Annotated in this window: 21 protein-coding genes; 10 read left to right on the top strand and 11 right to left on the bottom strand. The window is 71.5% G+C overall.

The window, feature by feature from the left end:
- The first annotated feature begins 6 nt into the window (after positions 1–6).
- Entirely contained in the window at positions 7–426 is a 420-nt protein-coding gene (locus ACIP8Z_RS25120; protein WP_402087044.1) for a DUF6304 family protein, read from the top strand.
- 117 nt (positions 427–543) lie between these two features.
- Here ACIP8Z_RS25120 and snpA read toward each other — a convergent pair whose 3' ends face one another.
- Positions 544–1200 (bottom strand): snapalysin, encoded by a 657-nt coding sequence (gene snpA, locus ACIP8Z_RS25125; protein WP_402087047.1) that lies wholly within the window; start codon positions 1198–1200, stop codon positions 544–546.
- Between the two features lie 186 nt (positions 1201–1386).
- On the opposite strand from snpA, the gene ACIP8Z_RS25130 reads away from it, so the two are divergent.
- Both ACIP8Z_RS25130 and ACIP8Z_RS25135 read left to right on the top strand, forming a co-directional pair.
- A complete protein-coding gene (locus ACIP8Z_RS25130) occupies positions 1387–2355 on the top strand; it encodes a LysR substrate-binding domain-containing protein (protein ID WP_402087050.1) in 969 nt (322 codons plus the stop codon).
- Positions 2352–2828 (top strand): GNAT family N-acetyltransferase, encoded by a 477-nt coding sequence (locus tag ACIP8Z_RS25135; protein WP_402087052.1) that lies wholly within the window; start codon positions 2352–2354, stop codon positions 2826–2828. The genes ACIP8Z_RS25130 and ACIP8Z_RS25135 overlap by 4 nt, the downstream gene beginning before the upstream one ends.
- Positions 2829–2844: 16 nt before the next feature.
- Here the strand turns inward: ACIP8Z_RS25135 and ACIP8Z_RS25140 are convergent, their stop codons facing one another.
- The gene (locus tag ACIP8Z_RS25140; RefSeq protein ID WP_402087054.1) at positions 2845–4008 is read right to left on the bottom strand and encodes a hypothetical protein; all 1164 of its coding nucleotides are present in this window, start codon (positions 4006–4008) and stop codon (positions 2845–2847) included.
- Positions 4009–4039: 31 nt separating this feature from the next.
- Between ACIP8Z_RS25140 and ACIP8Z_RS25145 the strand changes: the two genes are divergently transcribed.
- Entirely contained in the window at positions 4040–4660 is a 621-nt protein-coding gene (locus ACIP8Z_RS25145; protein ID WP_402087057.1) for a hypothetical protein, read from the top strand.
- Between the two features lie 3 nt (positions 4661–4663).
- On the opposite strand, the gene ACIP8Z_RS25150 is transcribed toward ACIP8Z_RS25145, so the two are convergent.
- The gene (locus tag ACIP8Z_RS25150) at positions 4664–5050 is read right to left on the bottom strand and encodes a VOC family protein (RefSeq protein WP_389038956.1); all 387 of its coding nucleotides are present in this window, start codon (positions 5048–5050) and stop codon (positions 4664–4666) included.
- Positions 5051–5149: 99 nt separating this feature from the next.
- Positions 5150–5545 carry a superoxide dismutase, Ni gene (gene sodN / locus ACIP8Z_RS25155; RefSeq protein WP_030320908.1) on the bottom strand — a complete coding sequence of 132 codons (396 nt, stop codon included), beginning with the start codon at positions 5543–5545 and terminating at the stop codon, positions 5150–5152.
- Between the two features lie 143 nt (positions 5546–5688).
- Here sodN and sodX point away from each other — a divergent pair, with 143 nt between their 5' ends.
- A complete protein-coding gene (gene sodX, locus ACIP8Z_RS25160; protein ID WP_402087059.1) occupies positions 5689–6165 on the top strand; it encodes a nickel-type superoxide dismutase maturation protease in 477 nt (158 codons plus the stop codon).
- On the opposite strand, the gene ACIP8Z_RS25165 is transcribed toward sodX, so the two are convergent.
- Positions 6069–6698, bottom strand: a complete 630-nt coding sequence (locus ACIP8Z_RS25165; protein WP_402087062.1) for a CGNR zinc finger domain-containing protein — start codon at positions 6696–6698, stop codon at positions 6069–6071. The genes sodX and ACIP8Z_RS25165 overlap by 97 nt on opposite strands.
- A gap of 94 nt (positions 6699–6792) precedes the next feature.
- On the opposite strand from ACIP8Z_RS25165, the gene ACIP8Z_RS25170 reads away from it, so the two are divergent.
- Positions 6793–7542: a class I SAM-dependent methyltransferase gene (locus tag ACIP8Z_RS25170; RefSeq protein WP_402087064.1), complete on the top strand. Its 750-nt coding sequence runs from the start codon at positions 6793–6795 to the stop codon at positions 7540–7542.
- 83 nt (positions 7543–7625) lie between these two features.
- Here the strand turns inward: ACIP8Z_RS25170 and ACIP8Z_RS25175 are convergent, their stop codons facing one another.
- From ACIP8Z_RS25175 to ACIP8Z_RS25185, 3 genes are read right to left on the bottom strand one after another with little or no spacing between them, the layout of a single operon-like run.
- The gene (locus tag ACIP8Z_RS25175) at positions 7626–8393 is read right to left on the bottom strand and encodes an amino acid ABC transporter ATP-binding protein (protein WP_402087066.1); all 768 of its coding nucleotides are present in this window, start codon (positions 8391–8393) and stop codon (positions 7626–7628) included.
- Positions 8390–9340, bottom strand: coding sequence for an amino acid ABC transporter permease (locus ACIP8Z_RS25180; RefSeq protein WP_319309903.1), 951 nt, complete (start codon positions 9338–9340; stop codon positions 8390–8392). The genes ACIP8Z_RS25175 and ACIP8Z_RS25180 overlap by 4 nt, the downstream gene beginning before the upstream one ends.
- A gap of 55 nt (positions 9341–9395) precedes the next feature.
- Complete coding sequence (locus ACIP8Z_RS25185) at positions 9396–10361, bottom strand: ABC transporter substrate-binding protein (RefSeq protein WP_402087069.1); 966 nt, start codon at positions 10359–10361, stop codon at positions 9396–9398.
- A 536-nt stretch (positions 10362–10897) separates the two neighbouring features.
- On the opposite strand from ACIP8Z_RS25185, the gene ACIP8Z_RS25190 reads away from it, so the two are divergent.
- The 3 genes from ACIP8Z_RS25190 to ACIP8Z_RS25200 all read left to right on the top strand — a co-directional run bounded on the left by ACIP8Z_RS25190 (position 10898) and on the right by ACIP8Z_RS25200 (position 14862).
- A complete protein-coding gene (locus tag ACIP8Z_RS25190) occupies positions 10898–12109 on the top strand; it encodes an NADP-dependent malic enzyme (protein WP_402087072.1) in 1212 nt (403 codons plus the stop codon).
- Between the two features lie 290 nt (positions 12110–12399).
- Positions 12400–13365, top strand: a complete 966-nt coding sequence (locus ACIP8Z_RS25195) for a zinc-binding dehydrogenase (protein ID WP_209496771.1) — start codon at positions 12400–12402, stop codon at positions 13363–13365.
- A gap of 90 nt (positions 13366–13455) precedes the next feature.
- Positions 13456–14862 (top strand): cellulase family glycosylhydrolase, encoded by a 1407-nt coding sequence (locus tag ACIP8Z_RS25200; RefSeq protein WP_402087075.1) that lies wholly within the window; start codon positions 13456–13458, stop codon positions 14860–14862.
- 183 nt (positions 14863–15045) lie between these two features.
- Here ACIP8Z_RS25200 and ACIP8Z_RS25205 read toward each other — a convergent pair whose 3' ends face one another.
- A complete protein-coding gene (locus ACIP8Z_RS25205; protein ID WP_402087077.1) occupies positions 15046–15945 on the bottom strand; it encodes a PadR family transcriptional regulator in 900 nt (299 codons plus the stop codon).
- Position 15946: 1 nt separating this feature from the next.
- The gene (locus tag ACIP8Z_RS25210) at positions 15947–16822 is read right to left on the bottom strand and encodes a DUF4097 family beta strand repeat-containing protein (RefSeq protein WP_402087080.1); all 876 of its coding nucleotides are present in this window, start codon (positions 16820–16822) and stop codon (positions 15947–15949) included.
- A 150-nt stretch (positions 16823–16972) separates the two neighbouring features.
- Here ACIP8Z_RS25210 and ACIP8Z_RS25215 point away from each other — a divergent pair, with 150 nt between their 5' ends.
- Positions 16973–17788, top strand: coding sequence for a hypothetical protein (locus ACIP8Z_RS25215; RefSeq protein WP_402087082.1), 816 nt, complete (start codon positions 16973–16975; stop codon positions 17786–17788).
- Positions 17789–17839: 51 nt separating this feature from the next.
- Here ACIP8Z_RS25215 and ACIP8Z_RS25220 read toward each other — a convergent pair whose 3' ends face one another.
- Entirely contained in the window at positions 17840–18025 is a 186-nt protein-coding gene (locus ACIP8Z_RS25220; protein WP_010061466.1) for a DUF6104 family protein, read from the bottom strand.
- Between the last annotated feature and the right edge of the window lie 46 nt (positions 18026–18071).

Raw genomic sequence — 18071 nt, forward strand, 5'->3', positions numbered from 1 at the left:
CCGCGCATGTCATCGGAGTCGACGGAAGTCTGGACCGGCTGGTACCGGGACCGCAGCGGCGCGGAAGCGATCGTCATCACGGCCGACGGGCGGCATGTCGCCACCCGGATCAGGGGGATCGAGTACACGGGCGAGGGCTTCGCCGCGCTCAGCGCGGCGGCAGAGGGCGGGCAGCTCCTCACCGCCTGCGTCCTGGAGTGGGATCTGCCGCTCCCCGTCGTCATGGACGGCACCTCCCAGCAGGCCACGCTGGCCTGCCTGCTGACCCTCGGTGAGCGCGCGGACCTCAGCCTGACGCTGCACTACGGCGGCGCCGCCTTCGAAGCGTGCGTCGCCGGAGGTGACTTCGAAGGGGCGCTCGAACGGGTCAGGCGCCAGCTGCCGCCCGGCGCCGATTTCGGCCGCCGACTGCTTCAGGCGGCCTGACCGCGTCCTGCAGGCGGCCAGGCGGCCAGGCGGTCTGAGCGCACGAGCACCGGAACGGAGAACGAGGACGGCGGCGCCCCGGGGAGGGGGCGCCGCCGCTTCTCGTCCTCCGCGTGCTCAGCTCTTGAACGCGGAGGCGAGGCCGTAGCGCCACAGCTGGTCGACGCGGGACCGCTCCTGGGCGTTCGGCTGGGCGTTCTGGCAGGACGTGCCGGGGCCGCCGCCCGACATCAGCTCACTGCACGGACCGCTGTAGTGGTCCGGCAGTCCGAGGACGTGCCCCGTCTCGTGGGCGGTCACACGGGTGGAGTTGTACTGCTGGTTCTGCCGGTAGTCGAGGAAGATGTAGCCGCTGCCGTGGCCGTCGGTGCTCGCGTACGAGCCACGGGAGTCGTTGCCCTCGTAGTAGCGGAAGTCCGGGTTGCTGCCCTCGACGAGCCGGACGTTCACCACCGAGCTGTTCCATATCTGCGCCGAGCGGGAGATCTGGCTGCGGAAGCTCGGCGCGTTGGCGGCGCTGTAGACCACGGTGACGGCGGCCGCGCCGGGAGCGGCGGCCCGCTTCTTCGCCACCGACTTCACGACGGCGTCGAAGAAGGCCTGGTTGGCCTTCGCCTCCTCGGCCGAACCGGCGTACGCCACGGCGGCGTTGCCGGCGGCCGGGACGCCGGTGGGGGCGCTCGCAGCCACGGCCGGGGCCGCGCCGAGGGAGGCGGCGAGACCGAGGCCGAGGGCGGTGGTCAGGACAGAGGTGAGGACCTTGGGGTGACGCATGGGGGGCTCCTCCTGTAGGGGATGGGAGAGAGTCTCGGGGGAGCCGGGGCGCGTGGGGATGATGTCAACCGGCGATAGCATCACCGCATCACCTGGTCGAAACACCCTCAACTCCCTTGAAATCAAAGGTGATTGAGGGGTTCCGGGTATCTGGTGCGAGCCAGGGAGCCGCCCTACCCTCGGGGCATGGAGCTGGAGGTGAGACACCTGCGCGCGCTCTGCGCCATCGCGGACACGGGCAGCCTGCACAAGGCGGCCCGCCAACTGGGCATGAGCCAGCCCTCGTTGACCACCCAGCTGCGCCGCATCGAGAACTCCCTGGGCGCCGAGCTCTTCTCCCGCGGCCGCACCGGCTGCCGCCCCACCCCGCTCGGCCGCTCCTTGCTCAGCCGGGCCCGTCCGCTCGTCGCCGACATGGCGGCGCTCGTCACCGAGACCCGGGCCGCCGCCGCCCGCACCGACGGACTCGGGCTCCGCGTCGGCTCCACCGCGAGCCGGGCGCTCCCGGGCTGGCTGCGCCGGCTCCGCCAGCGGCTGCCCGGCACCGACATCGGCCTGCGCATGGACGTCTCCGCCAACGCGCTGCTGCGGAGCGTCGCCGCCGGGCAGCTCGACGTGGCCTTCGTGCACGAGGTGGAGGGCTGCCCCTTACGGGTCCCCGAGGGCCTCAGCGAGCGGGTCCTGGTCGCCCGCGAACCGCAGTTCGTCTCCCTGGCCCGTGACCATCCGGCCGCCGCCCGGCCCGTGGTGGACCTCGCCGACCTGGCCGCCGACCACTGGATGGTCGACCCGACCGTGGACGGCGAATGGGACGGCCTCCGCCGGGTCCTGGACGCCGCCGGCATCGACCCCCCGCTGCTGCACGGCGACTACCACACGGCCGCCTCCCTCATCGTCCTCGGCGAGGCCGTCGCCCCCTGCCAGCCGACCTCCGTCCCGCGCGAGGACATGGCCGTCCGCCCGCTGCGCGGCGACCCGCTGGCCGTCCGGCTCCTGCTGTACGCGCGCCCCGGGGCGCCCCTGGACACGCTGTACGCGGAACTCGCGGCGGCCTACCGGGAGGTGGCCCTCAGGGCCGCCCCGTACCGCGAGTGGCTGCGGCGCCAGGGGACGGCGGCGAGGCTGTCGGTGGGGCCGTGCATGATGACGGCATGAGCGCACACCCGGCACAGGCACAGGTCCGACACGCACGCCCCGAGGACCTGCCGCGGGTCGTGGAACTCATCGCCGAGCACGCGGCGTACGAGAAGGCGGCGCCCCCTGCCCCCGGTCTCGCGGACCGGCTCACCGGCCTCCTCTTCGGCACCGAGCCGCCCCGCCTCCGCTGTCTGGTCGCCGCCCTCCCCGACGGCACCCTCGCGGGCTACGCGAGCTGCGCCCCGGAGCTCTCCACCTGGGACGGCACGGAGTACCTCCACATGGACTGCCTCTACCTCACGGAGACCTCCCGGGGCCACGGCCTGGGCCCGCTCCTGATGGCGGCGGTCCGCGCGGAGGCGGGCCGCCTCGGGCTCGCGGAGATCCAGTGGCAGACCCCCGCGTGGAACGAGAGCGCGATCCGCTTCTACGACCGGCTGGGCGCCACGTCGAAGGAGAAGCACCGCTACAGCCTCCGCACGGAGGCGTAGGCGGCTCCGCGCGGGGTCAGTCGCGGGGCGGTGGCCAGGGCCCGGCGAGCAGCCGCTCGGCCTCCGTGACGATCGCCGCCGCGAGCCGCTCGCGCGAGCCCGCCCGGTCGTTGTGGGCCTCGGTCGCCTCGAAGAGCGGCCGGAGCGCCCGCGGCCGGGCCAGGGCGCCCCAGCCCTCGTACGTGACGAGGTCGCCCCCGGCCCCGGGGGCGAGGCTCCCGTTCACGACCAGCCGCAGCCACCAGCGCACCAGCTCCCAGCGGGCTGCCTCCCAGGGCAGGCCGGAGTCGTCCGCGGGCAGGGTGTCGACGAGACCCAGCTCGCCGAGGACCCGCTCGAAGAGCCCTTCGGCGCGTTCGTGCTCCGACCGGGTCAGACCGGCGAGCAGCGGAAGGGACTCCGCCTCGACGTCGAGCAGGAGGGCGGTGAGGCCGGCTTCGATGAACTGTTCCGGCGAGGGCCGCCGGCCGACGATCCGCTCGACGGCCAGCATCCGGAGGCACTCGACGGCCTCCTGCGGGGTGACGGCGTAGGGGGCGTACGGAGTGGGGGCGGTGACGTCGACGCCGGCCCCGCCCTCGACGAAGGACGACCAGAAGTCGACGGTGGCGTGGGCGGTGAGGCTGCTCGCCCGGCCGGTGAACTCGTGCCGGACGTAGTCGGCGAGGTCGTTCCCGTAGAGGATGACGTCGGTCTGGTGGACGGAGAGCACGGGGTGCCCCCAGGTGCCCGGAGCGCCGGGCAGGTAGCGGTGGCCGTGGACGGGGACCAGCGGGGGAACGCTCGCCGACGCGGCCCGCGCGACCTTCAGCGCCTCGGTGGGGTCCGTGGGCCTGGGGCTCCAGCCGGGATGCCAGAAGCCGTTGTGTTCCACGTCGAAGAGCAGGCCCTCGACCGGCCGGGCCAGCCGGTCGGCCAGGTCGTCGGGGTCGCCGTCGCGCCAGTCCGGCCAGCTCGGCGACCCGAGGGGCAGCCCGGCGGCGAGGAACACCCGATGGTCCGCCGAGAACCCGAACCCGAACCGCGCCTCCACCGCGTCGAGTTCCGCCTCGCTGAGCCCGGGCCCGATCTCGGCCGGGAGCAGCTGGAGAAGGACCCGGGCGTCCGCTGGGGTCAACCGCGGGGGCGTGGAGGCCGGAGAGGCGGGAGGCGGCGGAGAGGACGGGTGGGGCGTGGTCATGCCAGGAAGCCTACTGACGCACACTGATCGGATGATCGCCCTTCACCCCGTCCTGGAGATCCTCGGCACGCACGACTTCGGCCTCTGGCCCGTCGCGGACCCGGGGACGTACGGCTTCCTGCCGCTCAGCGGCCGGCTCGGCGCGGCGGAGGTCGGCACGGCGGTGATGCGCGTCGCCGAGTGCAACAGCGTCGATCCGGCGGACGGGCATCACCCGCGGGGCTCCGCCGATCCGCTGGGAAGCTTCCTCCACGGACTGCTGACCGTGGAGGACCTTTTCGCGCCCGGGGGACTGCGGGTCACCGACACCGCGACGGGCGTCACCCTCCTGCCCGGCTGCTGCAACGGGCTGGACGAGCGACGCGACTGGTTCGAGGTCCTCGACGGGGACGGGTGGGCCGGCTTCGGTCACGACCCCTCGCCGCTCGCCGAGCGCGTCGGCGACGCGGTGCGGCTGACCGTCGACACCGACCGGGCCGACAGCCCGGTGATCGAGCTCCCCGTCACCGAGCTGCGGCGCCTGCTGGCCGACGCGGAACGCGATCTGACCGACTTCCACCGGCTGGCCGCCGAGTGGACCACCCGGTACGTCCCCGGCCACGCGACCGCGGTGGCCGACGCGCTGGCCCGGGCCCTGGCGCTGCCGGGTTAGGCCCTACTCCGTGGCGTCCTGCGGGTACCAGCGCAGCTCGACCGTGTTGCCGTCCGGGTCCTTGACGTAGACCGACTGGGCGGAACCACGGGCGCCCCAGCGGGGGACGGGGCCCTCGACGACGTCGAACGTCCCGGCGTCGAGGACCTCCTGCCAGTCGAGCGGGTCCACGACGAGGCAGATGTGATCGACGTTGGACTCGCCGCGCGGGCGCGAGAAGAGGTCGATGACGGTGCCCTCGTCTATCCGCACGGACGGGAACGACACCTTCCCGGCCCGCCACTCCTCGACCCGTTCGCCGGCGAGCCCCAGGGGGCCGGTGTAGAACGCGAGCGCCTTCTCGACGTCGGTCACGTTGAGCACCAGGTGGTCGAAAGCCTTGACGCGCATGGAGATCACCCTTCTGTAGGTACGTCGGTATTGCGGCGGGAAAGTCCGAAGGGGTACGACCGCCAGGCGGTCGTACCCCTTCGGACAGGAAACAGAAGGTCAGGCCTTCTTCGTCTCCCAGAAAATGCGGTCGATCTCGGCGATGAGCTCCAGCGCCTTCTCGCCCGTCTTCGGGTCGGTCGACGCCTTGGCGGCCGAGAGGGCCTTCAGGGTGTCGTTGACCAGCTGGTTGAGCTCGGGGTACTTCTCGAAGTGCGGGGCCTTGAAGTAGTCGCTCCAGAGCACCGAGACGTGGTGCTTGGCGAGCTCCGCGCGCTGCTCCTTGATGACCGTGGCGCGGGCGCGGAAGTGCGCGTCCTCGTTCGCCTGGTACTTCTCCTGGACAGCCTTGACCGACTCGGCCTCGATGCGGGCCTGGGCCGGGTCGTACACGCCGCACGGGAGGTCGCAGTGGGCGCTGACCTTCACCTTGGGGGCAAACAGGCGGGAGAGCATTGAGCCGTCCTTCCTCGTGATCGTCTTCTCAGGTGGGACATTACTCGGTGAGAAGGGCGATTTCGCGGGCGCCCCCTGGGGCTTAGGTCAAAAGTCCAGGGTCACCATGGGACTCGTGTACGAGTGAACGAGCGGATGTGTGGGTGGAGGCGCGTGTGGACCGGCGGGCGGAGCGGGAGGTGCCGATGAGGGAATCGGGGCGGGAGCGAGTGGCGGAGGCCGGGGCTCCGTTCGGGATCGCCGAGGTGACGGGGGTGTCCATGGTGCCCACGCTGCTCCACGGGGATCAGCTGCTCGTGCACTACGGCGGGCGCCTGCGGCCGGGGTGCGTGGCCGTCGTGCGGCATCCGCTCCAGCAGGATCTGCTCATCGTGAAGCGGCTGATCGAGCGACGCGACGGCGGCTGGTGGGTGCTCGGCGACAACCCGGACGCCGAGGGTGACAGCCGCGTCTTCGGCGCCGTACCGCCCGAGCTGGTTCTCGGGCGGGTGCGGGCGCGCTACCGGCCGGTGACGCCGGGGCGTCAGCGGTCGCTGGGGGTGACGCTCTCCTGGCTGTTCTCGGCGGTGAGGCCCGTCGGGTCCGGCCGGTCGGCCTCCAGGCGCTTGCGGGCCCGGTAGGCGGCCACGTTGGCGCGGGTCGCGCAGCGGTCGGAGCAGTAGCGCCGGGAGCGGTTGGTGGACGTGTCCAGGTACGCGTTGCGGCAGGGCGGTGCCTGGCAGAGGCCGAGCCGGTCGGCGCCGAACTCGGTCAGGTGGAAGGCCAGCCCCATCGCGCAGATCGCGGCGTAACCCGTGGTCGCGTTCGAGGAGTGGTCGGCGAGGTGCATGTGCCACCGGGGGCGGCCGTTCTCATCGAGGATGTCGTGGCCGGAGATCTGGGGGCTGACCGGGAACTCCAGGAGGAGCGAGTTCAGGAGGTCGACGGCCCCCGTGTGGTCGCCCTCGTCGGCCAGGGCGAAGACCGCCCGCAGCCGGGTCCGTACCGCCCGGAAGCGGGGCAGGTCCGCCTCCGTGACCCGCCGGGCCATCTGGGAGGCCGCGCCGAAGAGCTCCCGGATCACCTCGACGGAGGTGAGGGAGTCCTTGCCGCGGGCCGGCTCCTCGGTGTTGACCAGACGTACGGCGAAATCCGAGTAATGGGCCAGTTCCACTTGTAGTCCTTACTGCGGCGGGCTAGTGTCTCGGTCGGAAGAGGTAACAACTGTTTACCCTTAGAGGGTATTACAAAGAGGGGGAGGAACGGCGATGACCGGAACCGACTGGGCGGCCTGGCAGCAGAGCTGGGACCGTCAGCAGGAGTGGTACATGCCGGACCGTGAAGAGCGCTTCCGGGTGATGCTCGACATGGTCGAGGCCTTGGTGGGGCCGAAGCCCCGCGTCCTCGACCTCGCGTGCGGTACGGGAAGTATCACGGATCGGCTCCTCAAGAGGTTCCCGGAGGCGACCAGTACCGGTGTCGATCTCGACCCGGCCCTCCTCGCCATCGCCGAGGGGTACTTCGCCGGCGACGAGCGCGTCACCTTCGTGACCGCCGACCTCAAGGACCCCGACTGGGCCGCCGGGCTGCCCCACGACTCGTACGACGCCGTCCTCACCGCCACCGCGCTCCACTGGCTCCACAGCGAGCCCCTGACGGCCCTCTACGGCCGCCTCGCCGGTCTCGTCCGGGACGACGGCGTCTTCCTGAACGCCGACCACATGATCGACGCGACCACCCCCCGGATCAACGCCGCCGAGCGCGCCCAGCGCCACGCCGTCATGGAGCGCGCGAAGACCGGCGGCGCCCTGGACTGGGCCGAGTGGTGGGCCCTCGCCGCCGAGGACCCCGTCCTCGCCGAGCCCACCGCCCGCCGCTTCGAGATCTACGGCGAGCACGCCGACGGCGACACGCCCTCCCCGCGCTGGCACGCCGACACCCTCCTCGCCGCCGGATTCGGCGAGGCCAGGACCGTCTGGGCCTCGCCCTCCGACACCCTGCTCCTCGCCGTGAAGTAGCCCGCGCGGATACGGGGGAACCCGCGCGGAAACGGGAAGGGGCGGTACGGGAGAACCCGTACCGCCCCTTCCCGTGTCTCCGGCTACAGCACCTTCGACAGGAACGCCTTCGTCCGGTCGTGCTGCGGGTTGCCGAGGACGTCGCGCGGGTTGCCCGACTCGACGACCACACCGCCGTCCATGAAGACCAGCGAGTCGCCGACCTCGCGGGCGAAGCCCATCTCGTGCGTGACGACGATCATCGTCATGCCCGACTCGGCGAGGTCCCGCATGACGTCCAGGACGTCACCGACCAGCTCCGGGTCGAGCGCGGAGGTCGGCTCGTCGAAGAGCATCAGCTTCGGCTCCATCGCCAGCGCGCGGGCGATGGCGACACGCTGCTGCTGACCGCCGGAGAGCTGCGACGGGTAGTTCCCCATCTTCTCCCGCAGGCCCACCCGGTCGAGCAGGCGCTCGGCACGCTCGCGCGCCACCGCCTTCGACTCGCCCTTCACCTGGATCGGCGCCTCCATGACATTGGCCAGGGCCGTCATGTGCGGGAAGAGGTTGAAGCGCTGGAAGACCATGCCGATGTCACGGCGCTGGACCGCGACCTCGCTGTCCTTCAGCTCGTACAGCTTGCCGTTCTTCTCCCGGTAGCCGACCAGCTGGCCGTCGACCGAGAGCCGGCCGCCGTCGACCCGCTCCAGGTGGTTGATGCAGCGGAGGAAGGTCGACTTGCCGGAGCCGGACGGGCCGACCAGGCAGAAGACCTCTCCGTTCTGGACCTCCAGGTCGATGCCCCGGAGGATGTGGGCGGCGCCGTAGGACTTGTGGACGCCCTCCGCCTTGACCATGGGCTGACCGGTCATGCCGATGCCTCCGGGGAACGCTTGAACGTGGTGAGGTTCGTCTTGACCCGCTGCCACGGGGTGGGCGGCAGGTTACGCGTCGAACCGCGGGCGAAACGGCGCTCCAGGTAGTACTGGCCGACGCTGAACACGCTGGTCAGCGCGAGGTACCAGATGGAGGCGACGAAGAGCATCTCCATCACGGCGCCCGCCGTGCTGCCGATGTTCGACGAGGCCCGCAGGAGTTCTGTGTACTGCACGGCCGAGACGAGGGACGAGGTCTTCAGCATGTTGATGAACTCGTTGCCCGTCGGCGGCACGATGACCCGCATGGCCTGCGGGAGGACGACCCGGCCCATGGTCTTGGTCTGGGACATGCCGAGCGCGTGCGCGGCCTCCGTCTGCCCCTCGTCGACGGACTGGATGCCCGCCCGGACGATCTCCGCCATGTAGGCGCCCTCGTTGAGGCCGAGACCGAGCAGCGCGACCATGAACGGCGTCATGACGTCGACGGTCTCGTTCTTGTAGATCGGCCCGAGGTTGATGTACTCGAAGATCAGCGACAGGTTGAACCACACCAGCAGCTGCACGTACACCGGGGTGCCGCGGAAGAACCAGATGTAGAGCCAGGCGACGGCGCCGGTCACGGGGTTCTTGGACAGCCGCATCACCGCGAAGACGACGCCGAGGACGAGGCCCAGGGCCATCGAGGAGACGCTGATGATCACGGTGTTCGCGAGGCCGTCGAGGATCGACGGGTCGAACAGCTTGTCCCACACCGTGTCCCAGATGATGTTGCCCTGGGAGAAGGCGTAGATGAGCCATCCGAGCAGCGCGACCACCACGACGCCGCTGACCCAGCGTCCGTAGTGCCGCACGGGGATGGCCTTGATCGCCTCGTACGGGGAACCCGAGGCGCCGGACCCGCCCGGAGCGGCGGCCGGGTCCTTGGAGATCTTGTCAGTCATGACGACTGCCCTTCAGTGGAGCGGGGAGGTCACTTGCCGGCGTTGACGGGGAGCGTCACTGGCCGGCGTTGACGGTGGCCGCCTTGACGGCGCTGTCCGAGACGTCCCACTTCTTCAGGGCATCGGCGTAGGTGCCGTCCTTGATGGTCGCGTCGAGCGCTTCCTTGATGGCGTCGCGCAGCTGCGTGTTGTCCTTCGAGACGCCGATGCCGAAGAGGCCGACGTCGCTCTGGTTGCCGACGACCTCGAAGTCGTTGCCGCCGCCCGAGGTCTTCGCGATGTACGCGGCGACCGGGTAGTCGTTGAGGTCGGCCACGGCGCCGCCGGCCTTGACGCGGGTCTGCGCCTCGGCGTCGGTGTCGAAGGCCTGGATGGTCAGCTTGTTGGCGCCGCACTTCGTGGCCTGCGCCTTGAAGGTGTCCTCGTAGATCGTGCCGCGCTGGACGGCCACGGTCTTGCCGCAGAGGTCGTCGAGCGAGTTGATGTTCTGCGGGTTGCCCTTCTTGACCAGGAGGGAGACGCCGGAGCTGAAGTAGTCGACGAAGTCGATGCCCTTGCCGATCTTCTTCCCGTTGTCGTCCAGGCCCTCCTGGCGCTTCTTGTTGTCCGTCATCGAGGACATGATCACGTCCTGGCGACCGCTGTAGATCGAGGTGATCAGACCGTCGAAGGTGCCCGAGGTGAACTTGAACTCGACACCGAGCTGCTTGCCCAGGGCCGCGGCGATGTCGGGGTCGACGCCGACGATCTTGCCGCCCTCGGTGAACTCCATCGGGGCGTACGAGGCGTCGGTGCCGACCTTGATGACGCCGGCCTTCTGGATGTCGGCGGGGAGCTTCGAGAAGAGCGGGGCGGCGTTGGCGGACCCGCTGTCCTTCGTCGGGGTGGCGGAGGAGCCGCCCTCGGTCTGGTCGCCACAGGCGGTCAGCAGCACGGAGCCGACGACCGCGATGGCGGCGACCGCGGCAAGACGGGAGGTGCGGGTCTTGGCGGTCGTACAGCGCGTGGAGCGTGCGGTCATGATCGGGTTCCTCCGGCGTGTGAGGGAGTTGCCAGTGGTCACGTACGTCTCTTCGAGTGTCGTGACCTCGTGTGATTACGGCATCTTGCCATTCGGACCGCCTCAAACCGACGGCCACGGATGTCAAAATCGGATAACGGGTGACCCTCGAATGCCAACAGGCCGGTACATCAGGGCCGGATCTTCTGCTGGATGCCTTCCACGCCACCGAAGAATTTCCTGTTGATCTCGCCATTCGGACGACACGAAGGCCACCAATCGGGTGCTTGAAGCACCTATATGGACATGGGGTGACGTGTCGTCCTCCGTCCGTGTCCGGATGCGCTCGGTATGAGTCGCGTCACCGAGCGGATATGGACTCGTCTGCGGTGCCGTCCGTCCGGTAAGAAGGATCCTTACACCCCTCATCCGGGGCTCAGGGCGCGTTGTGCGGCGCGCCCGCGCGGCTACCAGACACGGCGGCCGCGGGACCCGCCCACCGCTCCACACCAGGAGCGGCCAACCCTCAGACGAAGCAGACTTAAGGGGTCAACCCAATGGCAGCGGAGATCGTCAATCCTCGCAATGACAGCGGTACGGAAGGAGCTCCGGAGGAGCCCTTCGATCCTGTCTTCGCCCTCCACCGGGGCGGCAAGATGGCCATTCAGGCCACCGTTCCCGTCCGGAACAAGGACGACCTGTCCCTCGCGTACACGCCCGGCGTCGCCAAGGTGTGCACCGCGATCGCCGAGCAGCCCGACCTGGTCAACGACTACACCTGGAAGTCCCAGGTCGTCGCGGTCGTGACCGACGGTACGGCGGTGCTCGGCCTCGGTGACATCGGCCCGGAGGCCTCCCTCCCGGTCATGGAGGGGAAGGCCATCCTCTTCAAGCAGTTCGGCGGCGTGGACGCGGTCCCGATCGCCCTCGCCACCACCGACACCGACGAGATCGTCGAGACCGTCGTCCGGCTGGCCCCGTCCTTCGGCGGCGTCAACCTGGAGGACATCTCGGCGCCGCGGTGCTTCGAGATCGAGCGCAAGCTCCAGGAGCGCCTCGACATCCCCGTCTTCCACGACGACCAGCACGGCACCGCCATCGTCACCCTCGCCGCCCTCCGTAACGCGGCGAAGCTGACCGGCCGGACCCTCGGCGAGCTGCGCGCGGTCATCTCCGGCGCCGGCGCGGCCGGGGTCGCCATCGCCAAGTTCCTCCTGGAGGCCGGGCTCGGCGACGTCGCCGTCGCCGACCGCAAGGGCATCGTCAGCCGTGACCGGGACGACCTCAACCCGGTCAAGCGCGAGATCGCCGACCTCACCAACAAGGCGGGCCTCAGCGGCTCCCTGGAGGCCGCCCTCGCCGGCGCCGACGTCTTCATCGGCGTCTCCGGCGGTACGGTCCCCGAGGCGGCCGTCGCCTCCATGGCTCCGAACGCCTTCGTGTTCGCCATGGCCAACCCGAACCCCGAGGTCCACCCCGACGTCGCGCACAAGTACGCGGCCGTCGTGGCGACCGGGCGTTCGGACTACCCGAACCAGATCAACAACGTCCTCGCGTTCCCCGGCATCTTCGCCGGCGCGCTCCAGGTCCGGGCCTCCCGGATCACCGAGGGCATGAAGATCGCCGCGGCCAACGCGATCGCGGACGTCGTCGGCGACCAGCTCGCCGCCGACTGCGTGATCCCGTCGCCGTTCGACGAGCGGGTCGCCCCGGCCGTCGCGGCCGCGGTCGCCGCCGCCGCCCGCGCGGAGGGCGTCGCCCGGCGCTGACGCGTCGCACACCCCGTGAAGGGCCCCGTCCTCCTCCCAGGACGGGGCCCTTTCGCGTACGGGGGGCGCCGGGGTTCGCGTACGGCGATTAGCCGGGTTCGCGTACGGCCAGTTCCCGGGTTCGCGTACGGCCAGTTCCCGGGTTCGCGTACGGGGAGTCCCGGGCCCGGTCTCGCCCTCCGGCGCCGCCCACCAGGGGGGACGGGTGGCGGCGGCCGCCCGGGGGAGGGACGCGCGTCACACGGGTGTGTGGTTCCGTGGGTCGGCCGGGGCCGCCTAGGGTCGGGGCCATGTTCGCTGCCTACGCTGCCCGAATCGACCGCGACCAGCCCCTGAACGGCCTCGAATTGGGTGAACGTCCCGAACCCGAGGTGCGGCCGGGGTGGACGACCGTCACCGTCAAGGCCGCCTCGCTCAACCACCACGACCTGTGGTCGCTGCGCGGGGTCGGGCTGCCCGAGGAGAAGCTGCCGATGATCCTCGGCTGCGACGCCGCCGGGATCGACGAGGACGGCAACGAGGTCGTCCTGCACTCCGTGATCGGCCAGACCGGCCACGGCGTCGGACCCGACGAGCCCCGGTCGATCCTCACCGAGCACTACCAGGGCACCTTCGCCGAGCGGGTGACCGTGCCCCGCTGGAACGTGCTGCCCAAGCCGAAGGAGCTCTCCTTCGAGGAGGCCGCCTGTCTGCCCACCGCCTGGCTGACCGCCTACCGCATGCTCTTCACCAACGCCGGTGTACGGCCCGGGGACTCCGTGCTCGTGCAGGGCGCGGGCGGCGGTGTCGCCACCGCCGCGATCGCCCTCGGCAAGGCGGCCGGCCTGCGGGTCTTCGCCACCAGCCGTGACGAGGAGAAGCGCAAGCGGGCCGTCGAGCTCGGCGCCGTCGAGGCGTTCGAGCCGGGCGCGCGGCTCCCGCGGCGGGTGGACGCGGTCATCGAGACCGTCGGCGCCGCCACCTGGTCCCACTCGGTCAAGTCGCTGCGGCCCGGCGGCACGCTCGTCATCTCGGGCGCCACGAGCGGCGACCGGCCCGCGCACGCCGAGCTGACCCGGATCTTCTTCCTCGAACTCAAGGTCGTCGGCTCGACCATGGGTTCCAAGGACGAGCTGGAGGACCTGTTGTCCTTCTGCGCGGCGACCGGGCTCCGGCCGGTCGTCGACGAGGTCCTGCCGCTGGACCGGGCGCGGGAGGGCTTCGAGCGGCTGGCCGCCGGCGACCTCTTCGGAAAGATCGTTCTGAAGACCTCGTGACGACCTCTTGATGACCCGTCGGTAGGACTGATGGGATCTCCGGCACGTGAAACGTGAACAACGCTCACTTCGTCGTGCCGGAGGTCTACCTTGTCGCGAACCACCCACGCGTGGCGAACCACCCTGGTCGCGGGCGCCCTCGCCGCCGCGCTGATCGCCCCCACCGTCCCCGCCGCTGCCGCCGCCGACCGCCCGGGGACAGGCGGGGGCGCGATACCCGCGCTCACCGACGAGCACGGCCGCGCACTCACCCTGCGCGGCTGGAACGTCGGGGACAAGGCGCACAGCGGTGACGCCGCCCTCTCCGGGATCACCGAGAAGCACTTCCGCGACATGCGGGCCAAGGGCTTCAACTTCGCTCGGCTCCTGGTCTTCTGGGACGACCTGGAGCCCCGGCCCGGCCAGTACAGCCAGTCCTATCTGCGGAAGGTCGAACGGGTCCTGGACTGGGCCGAGAAGCACGACGTCAGGGTCCTCATCGACGCCCACCAGGACGTCTTCGGGCCCGCCTTCGGCCACCGGGGGGTGCCCGCCTGGGCGACCAGGACCGACGGACTGCCCTTCACGCCGCACCCCGACGACTGGTTCTCCGAGTACTTCGAGCCCGCCGTGCAGCGGGCCTTCACCCACCTGTACGAGGACGAGGACCTGCGGCGCGCCCAGGCCCGGATGTGGCGGGTGCTCGCCGACCGCTTCGAGGACCACCCGGCCGTGCTCGGCTACGACCCGATCAACGAGCCGATGGGCGAGCTGCGTGAGGACGAGGACCTGGCGACCGCCGCCCGGCGCATCGAGCGGGATCAGATCACCCCGATGTACAACCGCGTGGCGGACGCGATCCGTTCGGTCGACAAGGACGGCTGGATCTTCGTCGAACCGACTCCCATCGTGGGCGAGGGCGTGCCCACGGGGCTCGGCCGGATCGACGACCCGAAGATCGTCTACGCCCCGCACTTCTACAACGGCGCGATGGAGGCCGGTGGGGACTACGACCCGGCGGCCCGCTGGATCGAGAACTACGAGCAGGCGGTCACCCTGTACCCGAAGGAGTACAAGGTGCCCGTGGTGGTGGGCGAGTGGGGGCCGCTCAACAACTCCCAGCCGAACATGAACCGCTTCTACCGGGAGGCCATGGCCTCGCTCGGCCGCTACAGCTCCGGCTGGGCGGGCTGGGAGTGGTGCTACGGCGGCGGCTACTGCGCCGTGGACGACGCGGGGGCGTTCCGTACGAACAAGGAGCTGACCGCCGAGCCCTACGCGGAGGTGGTCGCGGGCACGGTGCGCTCCGCCGCCTACGACTCGGGGGCCGGTGTCTACCGCCTCTCGTACGACTCCGCGGGGCGCCGCGGCTCCCGGGTCACCGAACTCGCCCTGCCGCCCGGCGATTGGCGGGTGTCGGCCCGGGGCGGGGCGCTGGTGCTCCGCCCGGCCCCCGGACGGGCCCTGGTCCTCGCGGCCCCGGGCTCCCGGGTGACGGTGACCGTCACCCGACGCTGAGACCCCGCCGGGAGGCTGCCGAGGCCCTGCCGGGAGACGGCGGCCAGACCGGTGGCCGGGACACCGTGACCCTGGCCGTCACGCTGTCGGCCGGGATCCCGTGGCCCTGGCTGTCACGTTCTCGGCCGGGATCCCGTGACCCCGGCGGTCACGTCCTCGGCCGAGCCCCCGAGCCCCCGGTGGTCACGTTCTCGGGCGGGACCGCAGCAGGCCGGTGATCCGGATCGCGGCCGTCGACAGCTGGTCGCGGGTCTCGGCCAGCTGCTCCTGGCTCACCCCGTGGTCGCGGGCCGCGTCCCGGATCTCGTCGCGGAAGCGGTCGAGGAGCCGGTCCAGGTCGCGCGCCGGGTCGCCCGAGCCCTCCGTGTCCCGCGCCCACTCCGGCACCTCGGCGGCCGGGGCCGCCGCGAACGGCGGTTCCTGGCCGGCGGCCTTCGGGTGGGTCGTGCCCGCCACGAGACCGCCGAGCTGGGCCGTGATGTCCGAGAGGCCCTCCCAGACCCCCTTGGGCCAGTCGCCGCGCGAGAAGCGGTCCTGGACCTCCTCCTGCACCTGCTGGGCGATCCGCTGGAACTCCTTCGCCTGGTGGCGGGCGGACTTCGCCTCGGCGCGGGCCTGGCGGGCCTGCTCCTTCCACTCCTGCCCGACCCGGCGCAGCTCCTCCTTGGCCTCGGTGAACGAGGAGGACTCCGCCGCACGGGTCCGGCCCGCCGCCGCGCGCATCTCGCTGCGCACCCGGCCCGCCGCACCGCGCACGTCGTCACGGATCTCCGCCGCGAGCTCCGACACCGACTCGCGGATCTCCCGCTCCAGGTCGTCCAGTTCGGTGCCGCGCCCGGCCAGCTCGGCACGGCCGGCGTCGGTGATCGAGTAGACCTTGCGGCCGCCCTCGCTCGCGTGGGTGACGAGGCCTTCGGCCTCCAGCTTGGCCAGGCGCGGGTAGACCGTGCCCGCCGAGGGCGCGTACAGGCCCTGGAAGCGCTCTTCCAGGAGGCGGATCACCTCGTAACCGTGGCGTGGCGCCTCGTCGAGCAGCTTGAGCAGATAGAGACGCAGGCGGCCGTGCGCGAAGACGGGCGGCATGTCAGAGCACCTTTCCGGTCGCGGAGGGGGTGGGGGAGGGGGTGGGGCCGCCGTCCTCGTCGGACTCGGGACGGCGAAGCAGCGCGATGGAGCCGGAGACGGTCGTCGCCTTGAGGGTGCCCCGGCCCGAACCGAGGGTGCCGGTGACGGATTTGGTGCCCCACTGTCCGGCCACGCGCAGGTCCTCGAAGGCGTTCGACACGGAGCCTGTCGTCGTGTTGGCCTCGACGCGGGCGTCGGCCGGGTGGGGGAGGCGGATGGCGACCTCGCCGGAGAGGCTGGCGAGCCGGATGTCGGCGGGCGGCCCGTCGAGCTCGGCCGGGTCGAGGTCGATGACCATGTCGCCGCTGACGGTCTCGGCCCGCACGGAGGCGCCCGCGCCCTCGATCACCGTCACGTCGCCGGTCACGGAGTTGATCCGGAGCGCGCCCGTCACCGACTGGGCCTCCAGACTGCCCGAGACGCTCTCGGCGCGGACCGGGCCGGAGAGTCGGAGGAGGGTGGTGTCGCCGGAGACGCCGCGCACCTCCGTACGCCCCGTGATGCCGGTGACGACGGCCTCGGCGCCGACCACGGTCACCTCGACGTCGACGCCCGCGGGGACGGCGACGGAGACGACGGCCCGGCGCCGGAACTCCTTGCGGTCGAGCCACTTGAGGGCGCTCTTCCACTGGAGGTCCTCGTAGCCCACGGTCAGGGTGGAGCCGTCCTGGGACACGAGCAGCGGCGGCCCCTCGACCTCGGAGACCTCCACGCGGGCGGAACTCTCGTCCGTCCCCACCACGTTCACCGTGCCGTTGACGATGCGGACCTGCAGGCGGGTCACGGGGTCGGCAGGGGCCAGCTTCGTCGGCTCGGTGACGGACCACTCTGTCATGGTGCTGACCTCCCGTTTCGGCAACGCAACATATCGTGTTTCTCGATAGACACGATATATCGCGGTGAAGGGAAGTCAACCCTGACTCTCCCCTGGCAGGGTGGGGGCAATTTGCGCCGTACACGGACAAATTGGCCTAGCGTAGGGCCCATGAACGCGACATCCGGACCGAATCCCGTCGGGGCGCTGCTCCTCTGCCGTGCCGATCCCCAGGCGGTCCGGCCCCCCGCCCAGCTGCTCCGCGAGCACCTGCTGCTCGCCCCCGCGGGCGACGACTGGAGCGTGCTCGTACCGGAGGGGAAGCCCTGGCTCCACGGCGGGGAGCCGGTCGAACGGGTCGTCACCGGCTGGGCCACCGCCCTCGCCGTCTCGGCCGCCGGCTGGCCGGTCGTCGCGTTCTGGTGGGACCGCGACCGCGCCGGTCTCACGCTCGCCGCCGGCTTCCGCCGCACGGTCGGCTACACCTGGCTCGCGGACGGCACCCCCGTCGGCGAGGACGAGGCGATGCGCACCTTCGCCGCGCGGCTCGGGCTCGACCCCGTCCTGGACGTCCAGGCCCTGGAACCGCTCACCGAGCCCGACCCGGACGCCGACGCCCCCACCCGGCTCCTCGGCGTCGTCGCCGTCCTCGGCCGCGTCGGGCTCGCCCTGCCGACCGGGCTCCTCCCCGGCGAGAGCGCCGACCGGCTCCGCTCCGTGGCCCTGGCCCAGGGCGCCGAGCAGCTCGAATGGTCGGGCTGGAGGGATGCCGTACGCGCCGAACTCGACGTGGTGGAGGGCGGCCCCCTCGGCCCGTACCTGCGCGGCCCGAGGGCGCGCGTCCTGGGCGGGGCGCAGCTCGCCGCGGGAGTGCCGCTGCTGCTCTGGGGCCTCGGCCGGCGCAGTGGCGGCTGGGCGGCGGCCGGGGCGCTGCTCGTCGCCCACGGCGCGCTCGGCCTCGCCTACGACCGACTGCGCGAGGGGTGACCCCGCGCGCGCGGGGTCACCCCTCGGGTCGGCCGGTTCTCCGGGCGGTCCCTACTCGTCCTCGTCGTCCTCGTCGTCGAGACGGGCCAGCCAGGTCGCGAGGCGCTCGACCGGCACCTCGAAGTCGGGATTGAGATCGACGAACGTCCGCAGCTGCTCGGCGAGCCACTCGAAGGTGACTTCCTCCTCGCCGCGCCGCTTCTCCAGTTCCTCGATGCCACGGTCGGTGAAGTACATGCGTTCAGGATAGGCCGAACCTCCCACGTCCCCTGTCGCCCGTCAG

It is taken from the genome of Streptomyces sp. NPDC088553 (assembly GCF_044752965.1).
Lineage (GTDB): Bacteria > Actinomycetota > Actinomycetes > Streptomycetales > Streptomycetaceae > Streptomyces.

What these genes read in the sequence shown, in the direction of transcription:
- ACIP8Z_RS25120 (WP_402087044.1), top strand. Translation starts at nt 7, where the DNA reads ATGTCATCGGAGTCGACGGAAGTCTGGACCGGCTGGTACCGGGACCGC.
- ACIP8Z_RS25210 (WP_402087080.1), bottom strand. Translation starts at nt 16,822, where the DNA reads ATGACAGAGTGGTCCGTCACCGAGCCGACGAAGCTGGCCCCTGCCGAC.
- ACIP8Z_RS25145 (WP_402087057.1), top strand. Translation starts at nt 4,040, where the DNA reads ATGATCGCCCTTCACCCCGTCCTGGAGATCCTCGGCACGCACGACTTC.
- ACIP8Z_RS25195 (WP_209496771.1), top strand. Translation starts at nt 12,400, where the DNA reads ATGTTCGCTGCCTACGCTGCCCGAATCGACCGCGACCAGCCCCTGAAC.
- ACIP8Z_RS25140 (WP_402087054.1), bottom strand. Translation starts at nt 4,008, where the DNA reads ATGACCACGCCCCACCCGTCCTCTCCGCCGCCTCCCGCCTCTCCGGCC.
- ACIP8Z_RS25190 (WP_402087072.1), top strand. Translation starts at nt 10,898, where the DNA reads ATGGCAGCGGAGATCGTCAATCCTCGCAATGACAGCGGTACGGAAGGA.
- sodN (WP_030320908.1), bottom strand. Translation starts at nt 5,545, where the DNA reads ATGCTCTCCCGCCTGTTTGCCCCCAAGGTGAAGGTCAGCGCCCACTGC.
- ACIP8Z_RS25175 (WP_402087066.1), bottom strand. Translation starts at nt 8,393, where the DNA reads ATGACCGGTCAGCCCATGGTCAAGGCGGAGGGCGTCCACAAGTCCTAC.
- ACIP8Z_RS25180 (WP_319309903.1), bottom strand. Translation starts at nt 9,340, where the DNA reads ATGACTGACAAGATCTCCAAGGACCCGGCCGCCGCTCCGGGCGGGTCC.
- ACIP8Z_RS25185 (WP_402087069.1), bottom strand. Translation starts at nt 10,361, where the DNA reads ATGACCGCACGCTCCACGCGCTGTACGACCGCCAAGACCCGCACCTCC.
- ACIP8Z_RS25130 (WP_402087050.1), top strand. Translation starts at nt 1,387, where the DNA reads ATGGAGCTGGAGGTGAGACACCTGCGCGCGCTCTGCGCCATCGCGGAC.
- ACIP8Z_RS25215 (WP_402087082.1), top strand. Translation starts at nt 16,973, where the DNA reads ATGAACGCGACATCCGGACCGAATCCCGTCGGGGCGCTGCTCCTCTGC.
- ACIP8Z_RS25220 (WP_010061466.1), bottom strand. Translation starts at nt 18,025, where the DNA reads ATGTACTTCACCGACCGTGGCATCGAGGAACTGGAGAAGCGGCGCGGC.
- ACIP8Z_RS25135 (WP_402087052.1), top strand. Translation starts at nt 2,352, where the DNA reads ATGAGCGCACACCCGGCACAGGCACAGGTCCGACACGCACGCCCCGAG.
- ACIP8Z_RS25170 (WP_402087064.1), top strand. Translation starts at nt 6,793, where the DNA reads ATGACCGGAACCGACTGGGCGGCCTGGCAGCAGAGCTGGGACCGTCAG.
- ACIP8Z_RS25205 (WP_402087077.1), bottom strand. Translation starts at nt 15,945, where the DNA reads ATGCCGCCCGTCTTCGCGCACGGCCGCCTGCGTCTCTATCTGCTCAAG.
- ACIP8Z_RS25150 (WP_389038956.1), bottom strand. Translation starts at nt 5,050, where the DNA reads ATGCGCGTCAAGGCTTTCGACCACCTGGTGCTCAACGTGACCGACGTC.
- snpA (WP_402087047.1), bottom strand. Translation starts at nt 1,200, where the DNA reads ATGCGTCACCCCAAGGTCCTCACCTCTGTCCTGACCACCGCCCTCGGC.